This window comes from Marinococcus luteus (assembly GCF_034497705.1).
GTDB classification, from domain to species: Bacteria; Bacillota; Bacilli; order Bacillales; family Marinococcaceae; genus Marinococcus; species Marinococcus luteus_A.
In genome coordinates this window covers 123,231-139,591 of sequence record NZ_JAXRUV010000001.1, presented here as the reverse complement: position 1 = coordinate 139,591, position 16,361 = coordinate 123,231, and the positions used below count along the sequence as shown (strand labels likewise).

Sequence of the window (16,361 nt, the reverse complement as noted above, 5' to 3'; positions counted from 1 at the left end):
AAAGCTTCTTCCGGCACAGCCCAGCTGTCCGGAAAAAGCTTTTTTTCGTATTTACGCCCAGGACGCCGGGGCCTGCTTCCATTCCTGCAGACGTTCGATGTCGTTTTCCTGCACGTAGCCTTCCTCAGCAGCAATCTGGATCAGCGCGGAGTAATTGGTCAGTGTTTTGGCCGGCAGCTGCGCTTCTTTAAGCTGCCTTCCGGCTTCCTCCAGCTCATACGTGAAAATCGCAGCCGCTCCGAGTACGTCGGCTCCTGCGTCCAGAAGCGCCTGCTGGACTGTAATCATGCTTTGACCTGTGGAGATTAAATCCTCAACGATTACGACTTTATCCTCTGGAGTAACCCGGCCTTCAATCTGATTGCCTTTGCCGTGGGATTTGGAAGAACCGCGCACGTAGCACATCGGCAGGCCGAGCCTGTCCGCTGCAAGCGCCGCATGAGCGATCCCGGCCGTCGCGGTGCCGGCGACGATCGTAGCATCAGGGTAATTACTCCGGATCAGCTCCGCCAGTCCTTCTGCCACCCGGGTCCGTACGTCCGGGTAAGACAGCGTCAGCCGGTTGTCGCAGTAAATTGGGGAGCGGATACCGGAAGACCAGGTGAACGGTTCATCCGGGCGCAGTGTCACTGCTTCGATGGTCAGCAGATCCCTGCTGAGAAGTTCTTTATTCTGCATTGGGCATTCTCCATTCCTGTTCCATTTGTTCATAAGCCGAAGCCGGATCAGCAGCTTTTGTAATGCTGCGTCCGACGACGATCGCGTCACTGCCAAGATCTGCTGCGCCCCGCGGTGTTACTACCCTGGCCTGATCTCCCGCCTCTTCACCGGTCCCGCGTATTCCCGGTGTCACGGTAATAAAAGAGCGGCTCCGGGAGCTTTTAATGAGCGGCACTTCTCCGGCAGCACAGACAACGCCGTCCTGTCCCGACCGTTCGGCAAGATCCGCGTAAGCTGCCACCGCTTCGTTCATCAAAAGCGGTATGCCAAGCTCCTCGTTCAGCATCGTTTCGGAGGTGCTCGTCAGCTGAGTGACTGCTATGCAGGCAGGTCTCTTCTGCCCGGCCCGGGTGCCCTGCTCCAGGCCTTCTACAGCACCCGCCATCATCCGGCTTCCGCCAGCGGCATGGACCGTAACAAGATCCACCTGCAGCCGGGCCAGCTGAGCGGCAGCCCGCTGGACCGTATTGGGTATATCATGCAGCTTCAAGTCAAGAAATACCCGATGTCCTTGTGCTTTCCATTCCTCCACAAGCGCTGGGCCTTCTTTATAAAATAATTCCATGCCGACTTTTAAAAATAGTGATTTCTGCCCGAATGAAGCGAGCAGGGCAGCCGCCTCCGGTTTATCCGGCACGTCCATGGCAATAATCAGAGGACGGTCCTTCATGCTTTCACCCCGCCCCGTTTCCAGCTGGCCCAGTCCAAAGCCGCCTCTGTGCCGGCCCAGTCTGTCAGCCCCTGAATGATTTCCGGGCAGGCAAACGGGTTGCTGATGTTTGCTGTTCCGACAGCGACCGCATCAGCTCCAGCCATCATAAACTCCAGCACGTCCTCCATGCCCATAATGCCGCCCATACCGATAATAGGCAGTTCTGTTACCTGCCGCACCTGATATACCATCCGGATGGCCACCGGCTTAATGGCCGGTCCCGAAAGCCCCCCGATTTCATTGGCGAGCAGCGGCTTGCGCGTCACCGGATCAATTTTCATCCCCGATAATGTGTTAATCAGTGACAGGCCGTCCGCGCCGGCATGTTCCACCGCTTTGGCAATTTCAGTGATATCCGTCACGTTGGGAGACAGCTTGACATAAACAGGCACGTCAGACACGTGCTTCACCCTTTTCGTCAGCTCTGCCGCAAGCTTCGGGTCGGTGCCAAACGTAATGCCCCCTTCTTTCACATTCGGGCAGGAAATATTGAGCTCCAGCGCTGCCACCATTCCGGATTCCGACAGTCCGGCTGCCACCGCTTCGTAGTCTTCCATTTTCGTTCCCGCAACATTTGCAAGAACCGGCGTGTCCAACTGCTGAAGCCACGGCAGCTCCTGTTCAATTACTCCTTTAAGCCCCGGGTTCTGCAGACCGATAGCGTTTAGCATGCCTGCTTCTGTTTCTGCCACCCTCGGTGTTTCATTGCCGAACCGTGCTTCTTCGGTGGTCGCTTTAATCGCAATGGCTCCGAGGTTATTGAGGTCATACAGTTGGGAAAATTCTTTTCCAAAGCCAAAGCACCCGCTCGCCGGCATAACAGGGTTTTTCATTTCAAGCCCGGGCAGGCTTACATGCAGTTTCATGACAGCACCACCTCTCCCCACGGAAAGACCGGGCCGTCGCTGCAAACCTTCCGGTAGCTTGTCCCGTCAGGGTCGTCTGTAGTGTGACACACACAGGCAAAGCACGCGCCGATGCCGCAGCCCATACGTTCCTCAAGGGAAAGCTTCCCTTTTGCGGCCGCATAGGAGCTGTCGAGCGCGCGAAGCATTGGCAGCGGTCCACAGGCGTAAATAGCATCGTAGGAAAGACCCTGGCGGTCAATCACATCTGTGACAAAGCCAGCCTCCCCTATACTTCCGTCAATTGTACTCACAAAGCAGTCTCCGAGTGCGCTGAATCTTTCCTGGAAGAATGCACTGGATTCATCGGCAAAGCCGAGCACGGTCTGCACCCGGATGCCCTGGCCCACCAGCTGTTTAGCGAGACCGAGCAGTGGCGGAACGCCGACACCGCCTCCGACAATCAGCGCCTTTTCTCCTTCGTTCACGTCACTCGTATCAAACCCGTTGCCGAGCGGCCCGAGCACATCCACTTCGTCGCCTGTACGCCAGGCTGCCATCCGGCTTGTACCTTCCCCTTCAGCCCGGAAAACCAGCGCCATCCGCCGCTGGTCAGGCCAGTATTCACTAATACTGACCGGACGACGCAGTAGCGGGGCGACATGCGGTGACGTCTTCACATGCACAAATTGTCCCGGTGCCTGAATACGCTCCGGCATATCGCCTTCGAGTACAACTTCAAAAATCGACGCTGCGATTTCGTCGATAGAAACGACGCTCATCCATTCTTTTTGAATCACGCCATCACCTCGTTTGTACGATCTTCTTTCATCGCAGGCATGGCTTCTGTGGAAAAGGTAATCATCTCAAGCACCTTCAACAGGGCTCCGGCCGTGTCGAGGGATGTGAGACATACTACTTCATTTTCCACCGCTTCCCTCCGGATCCGGAAGCCGTCCGCCGCCGCTTTTTTCTGTTTTTCCATCGTGTTGATAACAAACTGGGCTTTGCCTTCCCGTATAAAGTCCAGAATATTTGGCGACTCTTCTTCCACCTTAGCGACCGAGGAAGCCGGAATGCCTTCCTTGTTCAGCCACGCCGCGGTTCCCTGGGTCGCTGTAATCGTATAGCCGATCGCATGAAACCTCCTGGCGAGCGCAAGTGCCTCCTTTTTCCATTCATCAGCGATAGTGAACAGCACGGTGCCGTGATTTGGAATTTTCATCCCGGAAGCGATCAGTCCTTTATACAATGCTTTCTCGAGCGTCTGATCCCGGCCCATCACTTCTCCGGTCGATTTCATTTCCGGGCCGAGCGATATTTCCACCTGGCGGAGCTTGGCGAAGGAAAAGACCGGCACCTTGACCGAAACGCCTTCCGCCTCCGGCAATAGACCGCTTTCGTACCCAAGGGAAGCAAGGCTTTCGCCGACCATTACCCGGGTGGCAAGCTTTGCAATTGGACATCCGGTAATTTTACTTAAAAACGGCAGGGTGCGGCTCGCCCGTGGATTCACTTCAAGCACATACACTTCATCTTCGTGTATGACGAACTGAATGTTCAGCAGACCTTTGATGTTCAGTCCTTTTCCGATAGCGATCGTCCGCTCGGCAAGTGTTTGTTTCGTCTTCTCTGAGAGCGTCTGTGATGGATAGACCGCAATCGAATCGCCCGAATGCACCCCGGCGCGTTCAATGTGCTCCATGATCCCCGGTATAAGCACTGTCTCTCCATCTGAAATCGCGTCGACCTCTACTTCTTTTCCGACCATATAACGATCGATCAGAACCGGGTGCTTGCGGTTGACGCGTACGGCCCGCTCCATGTAGTTAAGCAGTTCTTTTTCACTGCCGACGATTTCCATCGCCCGTCCACCCAGGACGTACGACGGGCGGACCAGAACCGGATAGCCGATATCAGCAGCCACTACCCGTGCCTCTTCTGTGCTGACCGCTGTACGGCCGAGCGGCTGAGGAATTTGAAGCGACTGCAGCGCCGCTTCAAATTTATCCCGGTCCTCTGCCCGGTCCATGTCCTCGAGTGTAGTGCCCAGAATCTTTACGCCGTGCTCAGCGAGACCATCCGCCAGGTTAATGGCGGTCTGACCGCCGAATTGAACGATGACACCCTCCGGCTGTTCTACATCGACTACGTGCATTACATCTTCCACTGTAAGCGGCTCAAAGTACAGCTTGTCGGAGACGCTGAAGTCTGTCGACACCGTTTCCGGGTTGTTGTTGATAATAATCGCTTCGTATCCCGCTTCCTGTAGTGCCCAGACGGTATGCACCGTCGCGTAGTCAAATTCAACTCCCTGCCCGATCCGTATCGGGCCGGAACCGAGGACGATAACAGACGGACGCCCGGTTTTGCTGCTTTCGTTTTCTTCTTCATAGGAGGAATAGTAATACGGCGTTTCGGACTCAAATTCCGCGGCACACGTGTCGACCATTTTATACACAGGCGTAATTCCCAGATCGAGGCGCTGACTGCGCACCTGCTTCTCTGTCGTATTCCAGTAGGCCGCAAGTGTTTCGTCAGCCATGCCGGTTGTCTTAGCCATCCGCAGTATTTCTTCATCATTTGGATAGGCACGTGCCATTTCCGCAACCTTGACGATACCGGCGAATTTTTCAAGGAAAAACAAATCAATTTTTGTCCAGCTGTGCAGCTGCTCAAGCGAGTAGCCGCGCTTCAATGCTTCCCCAATATAAAACAGCCGCTCATCATCCGCACGAATAAGCTTGTCTATAAGCTTCTCTTCAGAGGCCTCTGCGTAGTCCAGGTGTGTCAGAAATGCGCGTCCGAGTTCGAGCGACCGGATGCCTTTTAAAATGGACTCCTCGAATGAACGTCCGATGGCCATTACTTCCCCGGTCGCCTTCATCTGTGTGCCGAGCCGGCGGTTCGCTGCCTCAAATTTGTCGAACGGCCAGCGGGGAATTTTCGTTACTACGTAATCAAGGGCCGGCTCGAAGCTTGCGTAGGTCGTACCGGTAATCGGGTTCTTCAGTTCATCGAGCTTATATCCCGAGGCAATCTTGGCTGCAAGCTTGGCGATCGGGTAGCCGGTGGCTTTGGAAGCAAGTGCCGAGGAGCGGCTTACGCGCGGGTTGACTTCAATGATATAGTATTCAAAGCTGTCCGGGGAGAGAGCAAACTGCACGTTGCAGCCGCCTTCAATTTCGAGCGCACGGATGATTTTCAGGGACGAGTCCCGGAGCATATGGTACTCCCGGTCGGCAAGCGTCTGGCTCGGGGCCGTGACGATCGAGTCACCGGTATGAACCCCTACCGCGTCGATATTTTCCATGTTGCAGACGACAATTGCCTGTCCTGAGCTGTCGCGCATCACTTCGTATTCAAGCTCTTTAAATCCGGCGATACTTTTTTCCAGCAGGCACTGGGTTACTGGACTGTATTTAAGTCCGGAGCCGACAATTTCCACCAGTTCGTCGTGATTGTCCACCAGGCCGCCGCCGGTACCGCCGAGCGTATAGGCCGGACGGACGATGACCGGGTAGCCGATTTCATCCACAAAGGCTTCGGCCTCCTGAAGGTTGTGCACGATGGTGCTTTCTGGCACCGGCTCGTTCAGCTCGTACATGAGGTTCCGGAAGGACTCCCGGTCCTCTGCCTGCTCAATGGCAGAGAGCTCGGTGCCAAGAAGGGAAATATCATACCGCTCGAGCAGCCCGTGACGGTGCAGCTCCATCGCCATATTCAACCCGGTCTGGCCGCCAAGGGTTGGCAGAATGGCGTCGGGCCGTTCTTTACGGATTACCCGGTCGACAAATTCTAGGGTGAGCGGCTCCATGTACACCTGATCGGCAATGTTAGTGTCCGTCATGATGGTTGCCGGGTTGGAATTGATTAGAATGACCTCGTATCCTTCTTCCTTTAACGCCTGGCACGCCTGCGTGCCGGCGTAGTCAAACTCCGCCGCCTGGCCGATCACTATAGGACCAGAGCCAATCACTAATATTTTTTGGATATCTGTACGTTTTGGCATGGTGACTCCCCTTTTATATTCGAGTAGGTACTTTTTCGTAGCGGTTCATTAACCGGACAAACTGGTCGAACAAGTCGTTGGCATCGCTCGGTCCCGGGCATGCTTCCGGGTGGTACTGAACACTGAAGGCAGGGTATTCCCGGTGTTCGACGCCTTCAACCGTGCCATCATTGACGTTGACGTGCGTCAGTATAAGGTCAGTGCCCATCAGCGAATCCCGGTCCACGGTATAGCCGTGATTCTGGGAGGTTATGTCCACCCGTCCGGTTTTTACCTGCTTGACCGGATGATTTCCCCCACGGTGGCCAAATTTAAGCTTGGAGGATGTAGCCCCGCAGGCAAGACTCAGCAGTTGGTGCCCGAGGCAGATGCCAAAGACTGGCACTTCCCCGATCAGGTTACGGAGCGTCTCCACAGCCTCCGGTACGTCTTCAGGGTCTCCGGGGCCGTTACTGAGCATTACTCCGTCCGGGTTCAGGGCAAGCACTTCTTTCGCCGTAGCGTTGTACGGGAGCACAAACACATCGCAGCCACGACTGAGCAGGTTCCGAGTGATGCCGTGTTTAGCCCCGTAATCCATCAAAACGACGCGTTTACCGTTGCCCGGTGCATGGTAGGCATTTTTCGTACTGACCCGGGACACCTGATCCCGGGGATCAATCCACTGCTGCAGCTCCCGGACGATTGCCTCCTCTTCCGCTTCTTCTACGCATAGTCTGCCGCGCAGCGTGCCGGCGGTCCGGATCATTTTCGTCAGGCGACGTGTATCAATGCCGCACAGGCCGGGAATATCCTTTTCGTAAAGCCATTCGCTGAGCGTGCCGATGCTTCGGAAATTGCTCGGATGCGAAGCTGCTTCCTTGACGATCAGTCCGCCGGCAGAGGGATGCATCGTTTCGAAGTCATCCCGGTTAATGCCGTAGTTGCCGATCAGCGGGTACGTCAGCGTCACCAGCTGATCGCAGTAGGACGGGTCGGATAAAATTTCCTGATAACCGGTCATCCCGGTGTTAAATACGACTTCCCCTACGGTTTCCCGTTCGCTTCCAATGCCTTCCCCGTGAAAAACTGCTCCATTTTCCAGTATTAATTTCCGCTTCATTGCTGCACCTCTTCCTTTTCATACACTATCTGTCCGTCTACGATCGTGAGCACTGGCCAGCCCTTCAGCCTCCAGCCGGTAAATGGGGTGTTTTTTCCTTTTGACACAAACTGAGTAGGATCGACCGTTTCCTCGTGCTCCAGGTCTATGAGCGTCAGGTCTGCAGCAGCTCCGGTGGATAGCGCGCCGGCAGCAAGTCCGAACACCCCGGCCGGACGCCCCGTCATTGATGCGACCAGGTACTCCAGAGTGCATACTCCGTTTAATACCAATTCGTTATATAAAAGCGGAAAGGCCGTTTCAAATCCCGTAATGCCAAACGGAGCTTCGCCTATCGGCCGTGCTTTTTCTTCAGCAGCATGAGGCGCGTGGTCGGTCGCTATAAAATCAATGGTGCCGTCGAGCCAGGCTTCAAGCAGCGCCTGCCGGTCGCCGCGGGAGCGAAGCGGCGGATTCATTTTATAGTTCGTATTCACCTCCGGTATGTCGTCTTCACTTAGTAGCAGATGATGCGGTGTGACTTCGGCTGTTACATGGATGCCGGCACGCTTCGCATCGCGGATCAGCCGCACAGATTCCTTCGTGCTCACGTGACATACGTGATAGTGACAGCCGGCCGCTTCAGCGAGCAGAATGTCACGGGCGATATGAACGGATTCAGCTACCGCCGGTATGCCCTTGAGTTCGTTTTTTTCCGCGAACCTCCCGGCGTGCACGCTGCCCCCGTACACGAGCGTATTTTCCTCACAGTGCGCCACCACCGGCATACCGAGCGCTGCGGCTTCCTGCATGGCCTCGTACATGACAGAGGCGTCCTGCACACCCACTCCGTCATCTGTAAAAGCAAAGGCCCCGTGCTCTTTCAGAGCTTTCATGTTCGTACGTTCGGCCCCCTGCTGCTTTTCCGTAATGGAGGCGTAAGGAAGGACACGAACCACAGCCGTTGCTTCGATACGTTCATACAGCAGATCAAGCTTTCCTGCGGAGTCTGGCACCGGGTACGTGTTGGGCATCGGACAAACGGTGGTGAATCCGCCTTTCGCGGCCGCCTTTGTACCTGAATAGATCGTTTCTTTGTGCTCGCCTCCCGGCTCACGAAGATGCACATGCACATCAACCAGTCCCGGACTGAGCAGCCTTCCTTTCGCATCGAGTACTACTTCAGCCTCCTCCGGCGCCCGGCCTATTTCCTGGATACGCCTATTTTCAATCAGTACATCCCGTGGTTCGATGGTTTCCCCGGAGGTGAACACCTGCGCATTGATAATCCATCCGTTCATTTCCAATCTCCTCCTTTAGCCTGTCTTAATACATGGTCAAGCACAGCCATTCGGATAAAAACACCGTTTGTCATCTGCTTGAATATTCTTGAGCGGCTGCCCTCCACGAGCTCGTCCGCGATCTCCACGCCCCGGTTGATCGGGGCCGGGTGCATAATAATGCTTTTATTGTTCATGCGCTGCGCACGCTCTATGGTGAGCCCGTATGCTTCGTGATAATCGTTCGGGCCGGCTATCAGCTGGACAGTATGCCGTTCATGCTGAATGCGGAGCATCATCATAACGTCCGCCACCTCCACCGCTTCATCCATAGGTATAAAGCGGCTGCTCATCGCTTCATCCATCCATTCTCTTGGCCCCGATACATATACCTTCGCTCCAAGACGCTCCAATACCTCCACGTTTGAACGGGCGACCCGGCTATGCCGGATATCGCCGGCAATGACAACCTTCACTCCGGCAAACCGACCAAACTCCTGCTGGATTGTCATTAAGTCCAGAAACGACTGGGTGGGGTGATGCCCGCAGCCGTCCCCTCCATTAATAATAGGGATGCTGATAGAGTCCCGCAGTTCATCAAAGTACCGTTCCTGTTCGTGACGGATAACGACCACGTCAGCCCCAATGCTCTCGATCGTGCGCACCGTATCGTACAGACTCTCTCCCTTTTTTACGCTTGAGGTGGCAGCATCGAAGTGAAGAATCCCGAGGCCGAGGTTCTGTTCGGCCGCTTCAAAGCTGAGCTTGGTCCGGGTGCTGGGCTCAAAAAATAAGTTCGCTGCGTACAACGGAAGGTTTTTCCGTTCCCGCTCCATGTCTGCAAATGCATTCGCCCTCGCCAGCAGCTCATGAATCTGCCGCACATCCCATTCCTCCATCGTCAGCACATGCTGGACTGCTGCTGTTTTTGAAGATTTCATATTCATCATCGTTTCCGCTCCTTTTTAAGCGCTTCGATCCTATATAAAAAACCCGGAGTCGGAAAGACTCCAGATGTACGGGTATGAAGAAACGCCCCGCGCAGGATAATCTACTGACGGAAGTGTTTTCATGCCGTTCAACCTTGGATGTCTCTCTGTACTTCCTTAAAGGATGATCAAGCTGCCTTATTTTTTGAGGTAGATGTACTTACAGATTCAAACATCGACCGGTTGCCGTAGGAATCTTCCTTCCCCGGCAGCACTGCGTGCAGCACCATGCCGATCACTGTGGCAAGCGCCATGCTCGATATTTCAAAGTATTCCCCGATTTCGATGAACGCTCCTCCGATTCCGGTCACCAGGATGACGGAGCTGATAATCAGGTTTCGCTTAATGCCGAGGTCAATGTTGTTATCAATCAGCATCCGGAGGCCGTTCGAGGCAATGATGCCAAACAGCAGGATCGAAACGCCTCCCATTACGGCTCCGGGGATGCTTGCGATAAAGGCCTCCACCTTTCCGATAAATCCAAAGCTGATGGCGAGCACAGCGGCTCCGCCGATCACGTAGACGCTGAATACGCGGGTGATGGCAAGCACCCCGATGTTTTCCCCGTATGTCGTGTTGGGCGGCCCCCCAAGCACGGCGGCAAACATGGTTGCCACCCCGTCGCCCATGATGGAGCGGTGCAGACCCGGGGACTTGAGGAAGTTTTTTTCCGCTACTTTGCTTAATACAAGCTGGTCGCCGATATGTTCAGCAATGGTCACCAGTGCAATCGGGGCCATGATCGCGATAACGCTCCAGCTCCAATCCGGACTGTATGTGGCAAACGGCACGGAGAAATCCGGCACCTGAATCCAGGCAGCCTCTCCAATGGCACCTGTATTTACCATCCCGGCAGCAAGTGCCGTCAAGTAGCCGCCAATGATGCCAAACAGTACGGGAATGATGCGGAAAAATCCGCGGAAAAATACAGACGCGACGATGACAATCGCAAGTGTTACGGCGGCTACGCTCATATGGCGCATCGGTTCATTGTAGTTTCCGGTGTCTGTGTTGTAGTTCATCGACATTTCGATTGCTGTCGTCGCAAGGCCAAGGCCGATAACCATAATGACCGGGCCGACTACTACCGGGGGCAGAATGTTCATCAGCCAACCTACACCCGCTTTTCGGATAATCAGCGCCGTGATGCCGTAAACAAGCCCTGCAGCGAGCGATCCGAGCATAACGCCTCCAGGACCTCCGATGGATAAAGCGGCAATAATCGGGAAAATAAATGCGAATGATGAGCCGAGATAAGCCGGTATCTGTCCTTTGGTAATTGCCAGATAGGCAAGTGTTCCAAGACCGCTGGAAACAAGGGCTACGGCCGGACTGAGTCCTGTAAGCGCCGGCACCAGTATTGTCGACCCGAACATGGCGAACAGATGCTGCAGGCTCAGAATCAGCCACGTAGCCGGGGCCGGGCGGGTCTGGATATGGATATCTTCGTTATTTTTCATGATAAACCTCCACTAATATTGGCATGGAGGGAAGAAACGCTTTCGTCTCATCCCTTTTTGAACTCACTGGTTCAAATTAAAGAGAAATCCTGTTACGCAGAATGGATACTTACCTGGTCTTCGCCGTCTTCTTCTGTCATGTTGACAGCTATAATTTCTTCCCGGGAGGTCGGTACGTTTTTGCCGATGTAGTCCGGCCGAACGGGAAGCTCCCGGTGGCCACGGTCCACGAGCACGGCCAACTGGATCTGTGCCGGCCGGCCGCTGTCCATCATGGCGTCCATGGCTGCCCGCACGGTCCGTCCGGTATATAACACATCGTCCACCAGAATTACTGTCTTTCCGGTAATCTCTCCGGGAAGCACAGCCCCGCGCAGCTCCGGCTCCTGGCTGTTATTGTTGTGGGATAAATCATCGCGGTACATCGTAATGTCCACTTCGCCAATCGGAATCGCGTTTCCTTCAATCCGTTCGATACTTTCTGCGAGCCGGTTGGCAATGTAAATGCCCCGCGTTTTGATTCCGACCAGGATACAGTCTTCCACGCCTTTGTTTCTTTCAATAATTTCGTGCGATACCCTTGTCAGAGCTCTCCGGATTGCCTGTTCATCCAAAAGCACCCGTTCCATCTGCAGCATCCTCCTTTACTTCATAAAAAAAGCCCCCATCCCGTAAGGATGAGAGCTTGCGGATCCGGGCACATTCATCCGCAGGCCGGGTATTACACATACGCCGCCCTGGGTATACTTCTGCGCTCAGTCACCACCTCTTCTCAGCCTCACGGGACTGTGTTAAAAAGGCATTCGTTTTTTTCGTTATTACGTAGTATGACAGTCTTTTTCTGTGCGGTCAACTAGTTTTGTTAAGTTCATCAATAGCAGCCTGCATCTCCTCCGGCAGTTCGGCTTCCACTTCAACCCAATTTCCGCTCACAGGGTGCTCAAAGCGGAGGCGGTACGCATGCAGCGCCTGGCCCGGAAGAGAAAGAGTCTTCCGGCGCCCGTACTTCGGATCAGCGGCCACCGGGTGACCGATCTCGGCAAAATGCACACGGATCTGGTGCATCCGGCCGGTTTCAAGCTCACATTCCACAAACGAGTACTTATGCCACCACTGCAGCACATGGAAATGGGTCACTGCCGGCTTCGAGTTTTCACGCACCGCCGCCATTTTCTGACGGTCATGGGGATCACGGCCGATCGGCATATCAATTTTCCCTGTCTCGTGCGGTACCTCTCCGTGCACAATTGCTTTATATTTCCGCTCAATTTTACGCTCCTTCATCTGGGCGGATAACTGCTCGTAAGCCTCAGGATGCTTGGCCGCTATAAGGAGTCCGGATGTATCCTTATCCAGGCGGTGAATCAGCCCTGCCCGGGCTTCGGGATGTTTCTGCCATAATGGATAGCGGTGCAAAAGCCCGTTCATCAATGTTCCGCGGGCATGCCCCGGCGCCGGATGCACAACCATGCCTCTTGGTTTGTAAATCACCACCACGTCGTCATCCTCATAGCGTACATCAAGCTCCAGCTCTTCCGGCGTCATCTCTTCATGATTATCTTCAGGTATAGTGACATCGATCCGGTCGCCGGCCTGAAGCTTGTAATTATTTTTCACACGACCACCGTTGACTGTGACCCAGCCCTCTTTCACCCATTGCTGAACGATCGAACGCGATTCTCCCAATTCGTCTGTCATCAGACGGTCGATTCTTGTTCCCTGCTCTTCTTCATCAATAATTCGTGGATTCATTTGCTTCTTCCTTCTTTCGTGATCTTTCATCTAAAAACATACCAATAATCAACCAGATTACACCTACTGTCAGGGCAGCATCTGCGACATTGAAAATAGGATAATTATAGGCGAACAGGTAAACATCAACAAAGTCTATAACTTCGCCAAATAGCATACGGTCAATGAAATTTCCAACAGCTCCTCCTAGAACAAGGGCCAGCGGGATGCCAAAAGTAAACGAGAGCGTGCCGTACTGCTGCATGTAATACACCACTACTGCTATCACGACGATCGTAATAATTAAGAAAAACCAACGCTGGCCCTGCAATATACCAAAGGCTGCTCCTGCGTTCCGGTGAGAGGTCAGATATAAAAAAGACGGGACCACTTCAATGCTTTCTCCAATACGCATGGAGGCAGCTACTATGTATTTGGTTACCTGATCAAAAATAATAATCAGCGCAGCCAGCAGGTAATGCCACTTAATGATTTTCATACGGACTCTTTCATCCTCTCTTGCGGTGTGCGTTCCATCCTTAGCATTTTAGCATATATTCGCCGGTGCGAACAGCGCCCGGGTCGATCCATCCAGGCCTCACTTTCCGTAAAAAAAGAGCCCCCTGCCGGAAAGGGGCTCCTTACATGCTATGACTGACTGACGTTCTCTTTTTGATGCATGACTGAGGCACAGCGGCTGCATAGATCCGGATACGCCGAGTCTTCTCCCACCGTTTCGGTCACTTCCCAGCAGCGTTCGCAGCGTTCACCTTCCGCTGCTCCTACAACAACGCTTACTTCGTCAAGCTTCGCTGCTTCCGCCGGGGCCTCTGACGCTGAGCCGGCAATTTCTGCCTTCGACACAATAAATAGCGTTTTTAAACGGGTTACGCTCTGCAGCATATCCTTTACTTCCCCATCTGCGTAAATATCTACCGAGGCTTCAAGCGACTTGCCAATCACTTTTTCTCCTCTCGCTGTTTCGAGAGCCTTTAATACATCGTCCCGGACGTCCATGAGACGATCCCACTTCCGGCGGAGCTCTTCGTCCTCCGTCGAGCGGTCCGCCTGCGGCATATCCGTCAGCTGTACGCTGTCAGCTTCTGTCTGAGGGATGAATTCCCATACCTCTTCGGCCGTATGCGGAATGATCGGTGCGATCATCTGCACAAGAGCTGTTAACGTGTCATACAGTACCGTCTGCACAGCCCGGCGGCGGACATCGTCTTCATGCTCGACGTAGAGCGTGTCCTTGGCGATATCAAGATAAAACGAGCTCAAATCTACGGTGCAGAAGTTGTGGAACGTTTGATAAACATTCACAAACTGGTATTCTTCATAGCCGGCACGGATTTTTGCAATCAAATCCTGCAGGCGCAGATGCATATACTGGTCAAGCTCGCTCCAGTCCGCTGGCTCAACCCGGTGCTTATCCGGATCAAAATCGCTCAGGTTTCCGAGCATAAATCGGAACGTGTTACGGATCTTACGGTACGCTTCAGCGATCTGCTTTAAAATGTTGTCCGAGAGCCGGTGGTCCGCCTGATAGTCGACACTCGACACCCAGAGCCTTAGAATATCTGCGCCGAGCTGCTTTGTGATGTCGTTGGGCGAAATTGTATTACCGAGCGATTTGCTCATTTTTTTGCCTTCTCCGTCCATCGTAAAGCCGTGGCTCAGTACGGAACGGTACGGCGCTTTTCCGGTAACCGCAACACTTGTTGTAAGAGAGGAGTTAAACCAGCCGCGGTACTGATCGGAGCCTTCAAGATACATATCAGCCGGACGCTGCAGAAGCGGAGATGCCTCAAGCACTGACTGATGGGACGATCCGCTGTCGAACCACACGTCCATAATATCCATTTCTCTCGTAAAGATGCCGTTTGGACTGTGCTCCGACATAAACCCTTCCGGCAGCAGATCGGCTGTTTCCCATTCAAACCATACGTTGGAGCCATGGCTGCGGAACAGCTCGGATACGTGCTGGATGGTTTCATCGTTAATAAGCGCTTCGCCGTCCTCTGCATAAAAGACCGGAATCGGCACACCCCAGGCACGCTGTCTCGAAATACACCAGTCGCCCCGGTCACGCACCATATTGTACAGTCGCGTTTCTCCCCATGCCGGGGTCCATGTCACCTGGCTGATTTCGTCTAAAAGCTCGCCCCGGATGTTTTCGATTGAAGCAAACCACTGGTCAGTCGCCCGGTAAATCACCGGCTTTTTCGTTCTCCAGTCATGCGGATACGAGTGGCTGAAGAAATTCAGCTGCAACAGCGCCCCGAGCTGATCGAGGTTGTTCGTGATCGCTTTATTCGCCTTATCGTAAAACAGTCCTTCAAAGCCCGGGGCTTCGTCAGTAAACACTCCTTTATCATCAACGGGGCAAAGTGTTTCCAAACCGTACTGCTGTCCTACCACAAAGTCTTCCTCACCGTGGCCCGGCGCTGTGTGCACGCAGCCGGTACCGGCATCGAGCGTTACGTGATCGCCGAGAATGACGAGGGAATCCCGGCCGTAAATAGGGTGCTCAGCCATCACGTATTCCAGGTCGCTGCCCTTCATGCGCTTTGTAATCTCATAGCCGTCCCAGTCAAGCTTTTGTTCAAGCTCCTCGAGCAATCCCTCGGCTACGACATACTTTTCTCCCTTCGCCTTCACGACAACGTAGTCAAGCTCTGGATGAACAGTGATCGCCAGGTTTGCCGGGATCGTCCACGGGGTCGTCGTCCAGATGATAAACTTTTCATCACCCTCGAGAACGTCCTTGCCGTCTTTAACCGCAAACGACACGTAAATCGACGGAGAGCGCATATCGTGGTATTCGATCTCTGCTTCTGCCAGGGCGGACTCTGAGGATGGCGACCAGTAGACCGGTTTTTTGCCTTTATAAATATGACCGCGCTTGGCCATTTCGCCGAATACCTGGATCTGCTGGGCTTCGTACTCATGATGCATCGTCACATACGGGTTCTCCCAATCGCCTCTTACTCCGAGACGTTTAAACTGCTCCCGCTGCCGGTCAATTTGTTTTTCCGCATATTCTTCGCACGCAGCACGGAACTCAGCTGTCGTCATTTTTTTCCGGTCGACTTTCTTGTTTTTCGAAAGCGCCGTTTCTATCGGAAGCCCGTGAACGTCCCAGCCCGGCACATACGGCGCATGGTAGCCTGTCATTGATTTATAGCGGACGATAAAGTCCTTGAGCACTTTATTCAGGGCATGCCCCATATGGATGTCCCCGTTGGCATAGGGCGGCCCGTCGTGCAGCACGAACAGCGGACGGCCTTCAGTGCGGGCCTGCACCTGCTCATAGATGTCCTGCTCATTCCACGTTTTCTGGCGTTCCGGTTCTTTATTTGGCAGATTGCCGCGCATTGGAAATTTGGTTTTTGGCATTAACAGTGATTCTTTGTAACTCATTTCCGCATCCTCCTTTTTTCTTACAACAAAAAGAGCCATTCGGAGCCCCTGTGCATAGGGGCGAGAATGACTCGCGGTACCACCCTGATGAGCGCAGGAGGCCATACG

At 53.9% G+C, this 16,361-nt stretch carries 13 protein-coding genes and 1 other annotated feature (1 of these 14 only partly in view); all 13 genes read right to left on the bottom strand.

Features of this window, described 5'->3' with window-relative positions; genetic code table 11:
• Nucleotides 1–51: 51 nt before the first annotated feature.
• The 13 genes from pyrE to ileS all read right to left on the bottom strand — a co-directional run bounded on the left by pyrE (nt 52) and on the right by ileS (nt 16,253).
• Nucleotides 52–678: an orotate phosphoribosyltransferase gene (gene pyrE / locus Q9M42_RS00710; RefSeq protein WP_322524623.1), complete on the bottom strand. Its 627-nt coding sequence runs from the start codon at nt 676–678 to the stop codon at nt 52–54.
• Nucleotides 668–1,390, bottom strand: coding sequence for an orotidine-5'-phosphate decarboxylase (gene pyrF / locus Q9M42_RS00705; RefSeq protein WP_322524622.1), 723 nt, complete (start codon nt 1,388–1,390; stop codon nt 668–670). Before pyrF ends, pyrE begins: the two co-directional genes overlap by 11 nt.
• On the bottom strand, nt 1,387–2,298 hold the full coding sequence (locus tag Q9M42_RS00700; protein ID WP_322524621.1) for a dihydroorotate dehydrogenase: 912 nt from the start codon (nt 2,296–2,298) through the stop codon (nt 1,387–1,389). Before Q9M42_RS00700 ends, pyrF begins: the two co-directional genes overlap by 4 nt.
• On the bottom strand, nt 2,295–3,077 hold the full coding sequence (locus Q9M42_RS00695) for a dihydroorotate dehydrogenase electron transfer subunit (RefSeq protein WP_322524620.1): 783 nt from the start codon (nt 3,075–3,077) through the stop codon (nt 2,295–2,297). The genes Q9M42_RS00700 and Q9M42_RS00695 overlap by 4 nt, the downstream gene beginning before the upstream one ends.
• The gene (gene carB / locus Q9M42_RS00690) at nt 3,074–6,289 is read right to left on the bottom strand and encodes a carbamoyl-phosphate synthase large subunit (protein WP_322524619.1); all 3,216 of its coding nucleotides are present in this window, start codon (nt 6,287–6,289) and stop codon (nt 3,074–3,076) included. Before carB ends, Q9M42_RS00695 begins: the two co-directional genes overlap by 4 nt.
• A 13-nt stretch (nt 6,290–6,302) precedes the next feature.
• Nucleotides 6,303–7,391, bottom strand: coding sequence for a carbamoyl phosphate synthase small subunit (locus Q9M42_RS00685; RefSeq protein WP_322524618.1), 1,089 nt, complete (start codon nt 7,389–7,391; stop codon nt 6,303–6,305).
• Complete coding sequence (locus Q9M42_RS00680; RefSeq protein ID WP_322524617.1) at nt 7,388–8,671, bottom strand: dihydroorotase; 1,284 nt, start codon at nt 8,669–8,671, stop codon at nt 7,388–7,390. Before Q9M42_RS00680 ends, Q9M42_RS00685 begins: the two co-directional genes overlap by 4 nt.
• The gene (locus Q9M42_RS00675; RefSeq protein ID WP_322525239.1) at nt 8,668–9,591 is read right to left on the bottom strand and encodes an aspartate carbamoyltransferase catalytic subunit; all 924 of its coding nucleotides are present in this window, start codon (nt 9,589–9,591) and stop codon (nt 8,668–8,670) included. Before Q9M42_RS00675 ends, Q9M42_RS00680 begins: the two co-directional genes overlap by 4 nt.
• A 176-nt stretch (nt 9,592–9,767) precedes the next feature.
• Nucleotides 9,768–11,099 carry a solute carrier family 23 protein gene (locus Q9M42_RS00670; RefSeq protein ID WP_322524616.1) on the bottom strand — a complete coding sequence of 444 codons (1,332 nt, stop codon included), beginning with the start codon at nt 11,097–11,099 and terminating at the stop codon, nt 9,768–9,770.
• Nucleotides 11,100–11,191: 92 nt separating this feature from the next.
• Entirely contained in the window at nt 11,192–11,728 is a 537-nt protein-coding gene (gene pyrR, locus Q9M42_RS00665; RefSeq protein ID WP_322524615.1) for a bifunctional pyr operon transcriptional regulator/uracil phosphoribosyltransferase PyrR, read from the bottom strand.
• A 220-nt stretch (nt 11,729–11,948) separates the two neighbouring features.
• The gene (locus tag Q9M42_RS00660) at nt 11,949–12,851 is read right to left on the bottom strand and encodes an RluA family pseudouridine synthase (protein ID WP_322524614.1); all 903 of its coding nucleotides are present in this window, start codon (nt 12,849–12,851) and stop codon (nt 11,949–11,951) included.
• A complete protein-coding gene (gene lspA / locus Q9M42_RS00655; RefSeq protein ID WP_322524613.1) occupies nt 12,832–13,329 on the bottom strand; it encodes a signal peptidase II in 498 nt (165 codons plus the stop codon). The genes Q9M42_RS00660 and lspA overlap by 20 nt, the downstream gene beginning before the upstream one ends.
• 149 nt (nt 13,330–13,478) lie before the next feature.
• Nucleotides 13,479–16,253: an isoleucine--tRNA ligase gene (gene ileS / locus Q9M42_RS00650; protein WP_322524612.1), complete on the bottom strand. Its 2,775-nt coding sequence runs from the start codon at nt 16,251–16,253 to the stop codon at nt 13,479–13,481.
• 53 nt (nt 16,254–16,306) lie between these two features.
• Nucleotides 16,307–16,361 (bottom strand) — a binding site (T-box leader) (it continues 177 nt past the right edge of the window).

Coding starts and splice junctions, on each gene's coding strand:
- Q9M42_RS00660 (WP_322524614.1), bottom strand. CDS start 12,851: ATGAATCCACGAATTATTGATGAAGAAGAGCAGGGAACAAGAATCGAC.
- Q9M42_RS00685 (WP_322524618.1), bottom strand. CDS start 7,391: ATGAAGCGGAAATTAATACTGGAAAATGGAGCAGTTTTTCACGGGGAA.
- Q9M42_RS00700 (WP_322524621.1), bottom strand. CDS start 2,298: ATGAAACTGCATGTAAGCCTGCCCGGGCTTGAAATGAAAAACCCTGTT.
- pyrR (WP_322524615.1), bottom strand. CDS start 11,728: ATGGAACGGGTGCTTTTGGATGAACAGGCAATCCGGAGAGCTCTGACA.
- pyrE (WP_322524623.1), bottom strand. CDS start 678: ATGCAGAATAAAGAACTTCTCAGCAGGGATCTGCTGACCATCGAAGCA.
- carB (WP_322524619.1), bottom strand. CDS start 6,289: ATGCCAAAACGTACAGATATCCAAAAAATATTAGTGATTGGCTCTGGT.
- ileS (WP_322524612.1), bottom strand. CDS start 16,253: ATGAGTTACAAAGAATCACTGTTAATGCCAAAAACCAAATTTCCAATG.
- Q9M42_RS00670 (WP_322524616.1), bottom strand. CDS start 11,099: ATGAAAAATAACGAAGATATCCATATCCAGACCCGCCCGGCCCCGGCT.
- lspA (WP_322524613.1), bottom strand. CDS start 13,329: ATGAAAATCATTAAGTGGCATTACCTGCTGGCTGCGCTGATTATTATT.
- Q9M42_RS00675 (WP_322525239.1), bottom strand. CDS start 9,591: ATGAAATCTTCAAAAACAGCAGCAGTCCAGCATGTGCTGACGATGGAG.
- Q9M42_RS00680 (WP_322524617.1), bottom strand. CDS start 8,671: ATGAACGGATGGATTATCAATGCGCAGGTGTTCACCTCCGGGGAAACC.
- pyrF (WP_322524622.1), bottom strand. CDS start 1,390: ATGAAGGACCGTCCTCTGATTATTGCCATGGACGTGCCGGATAAACCG.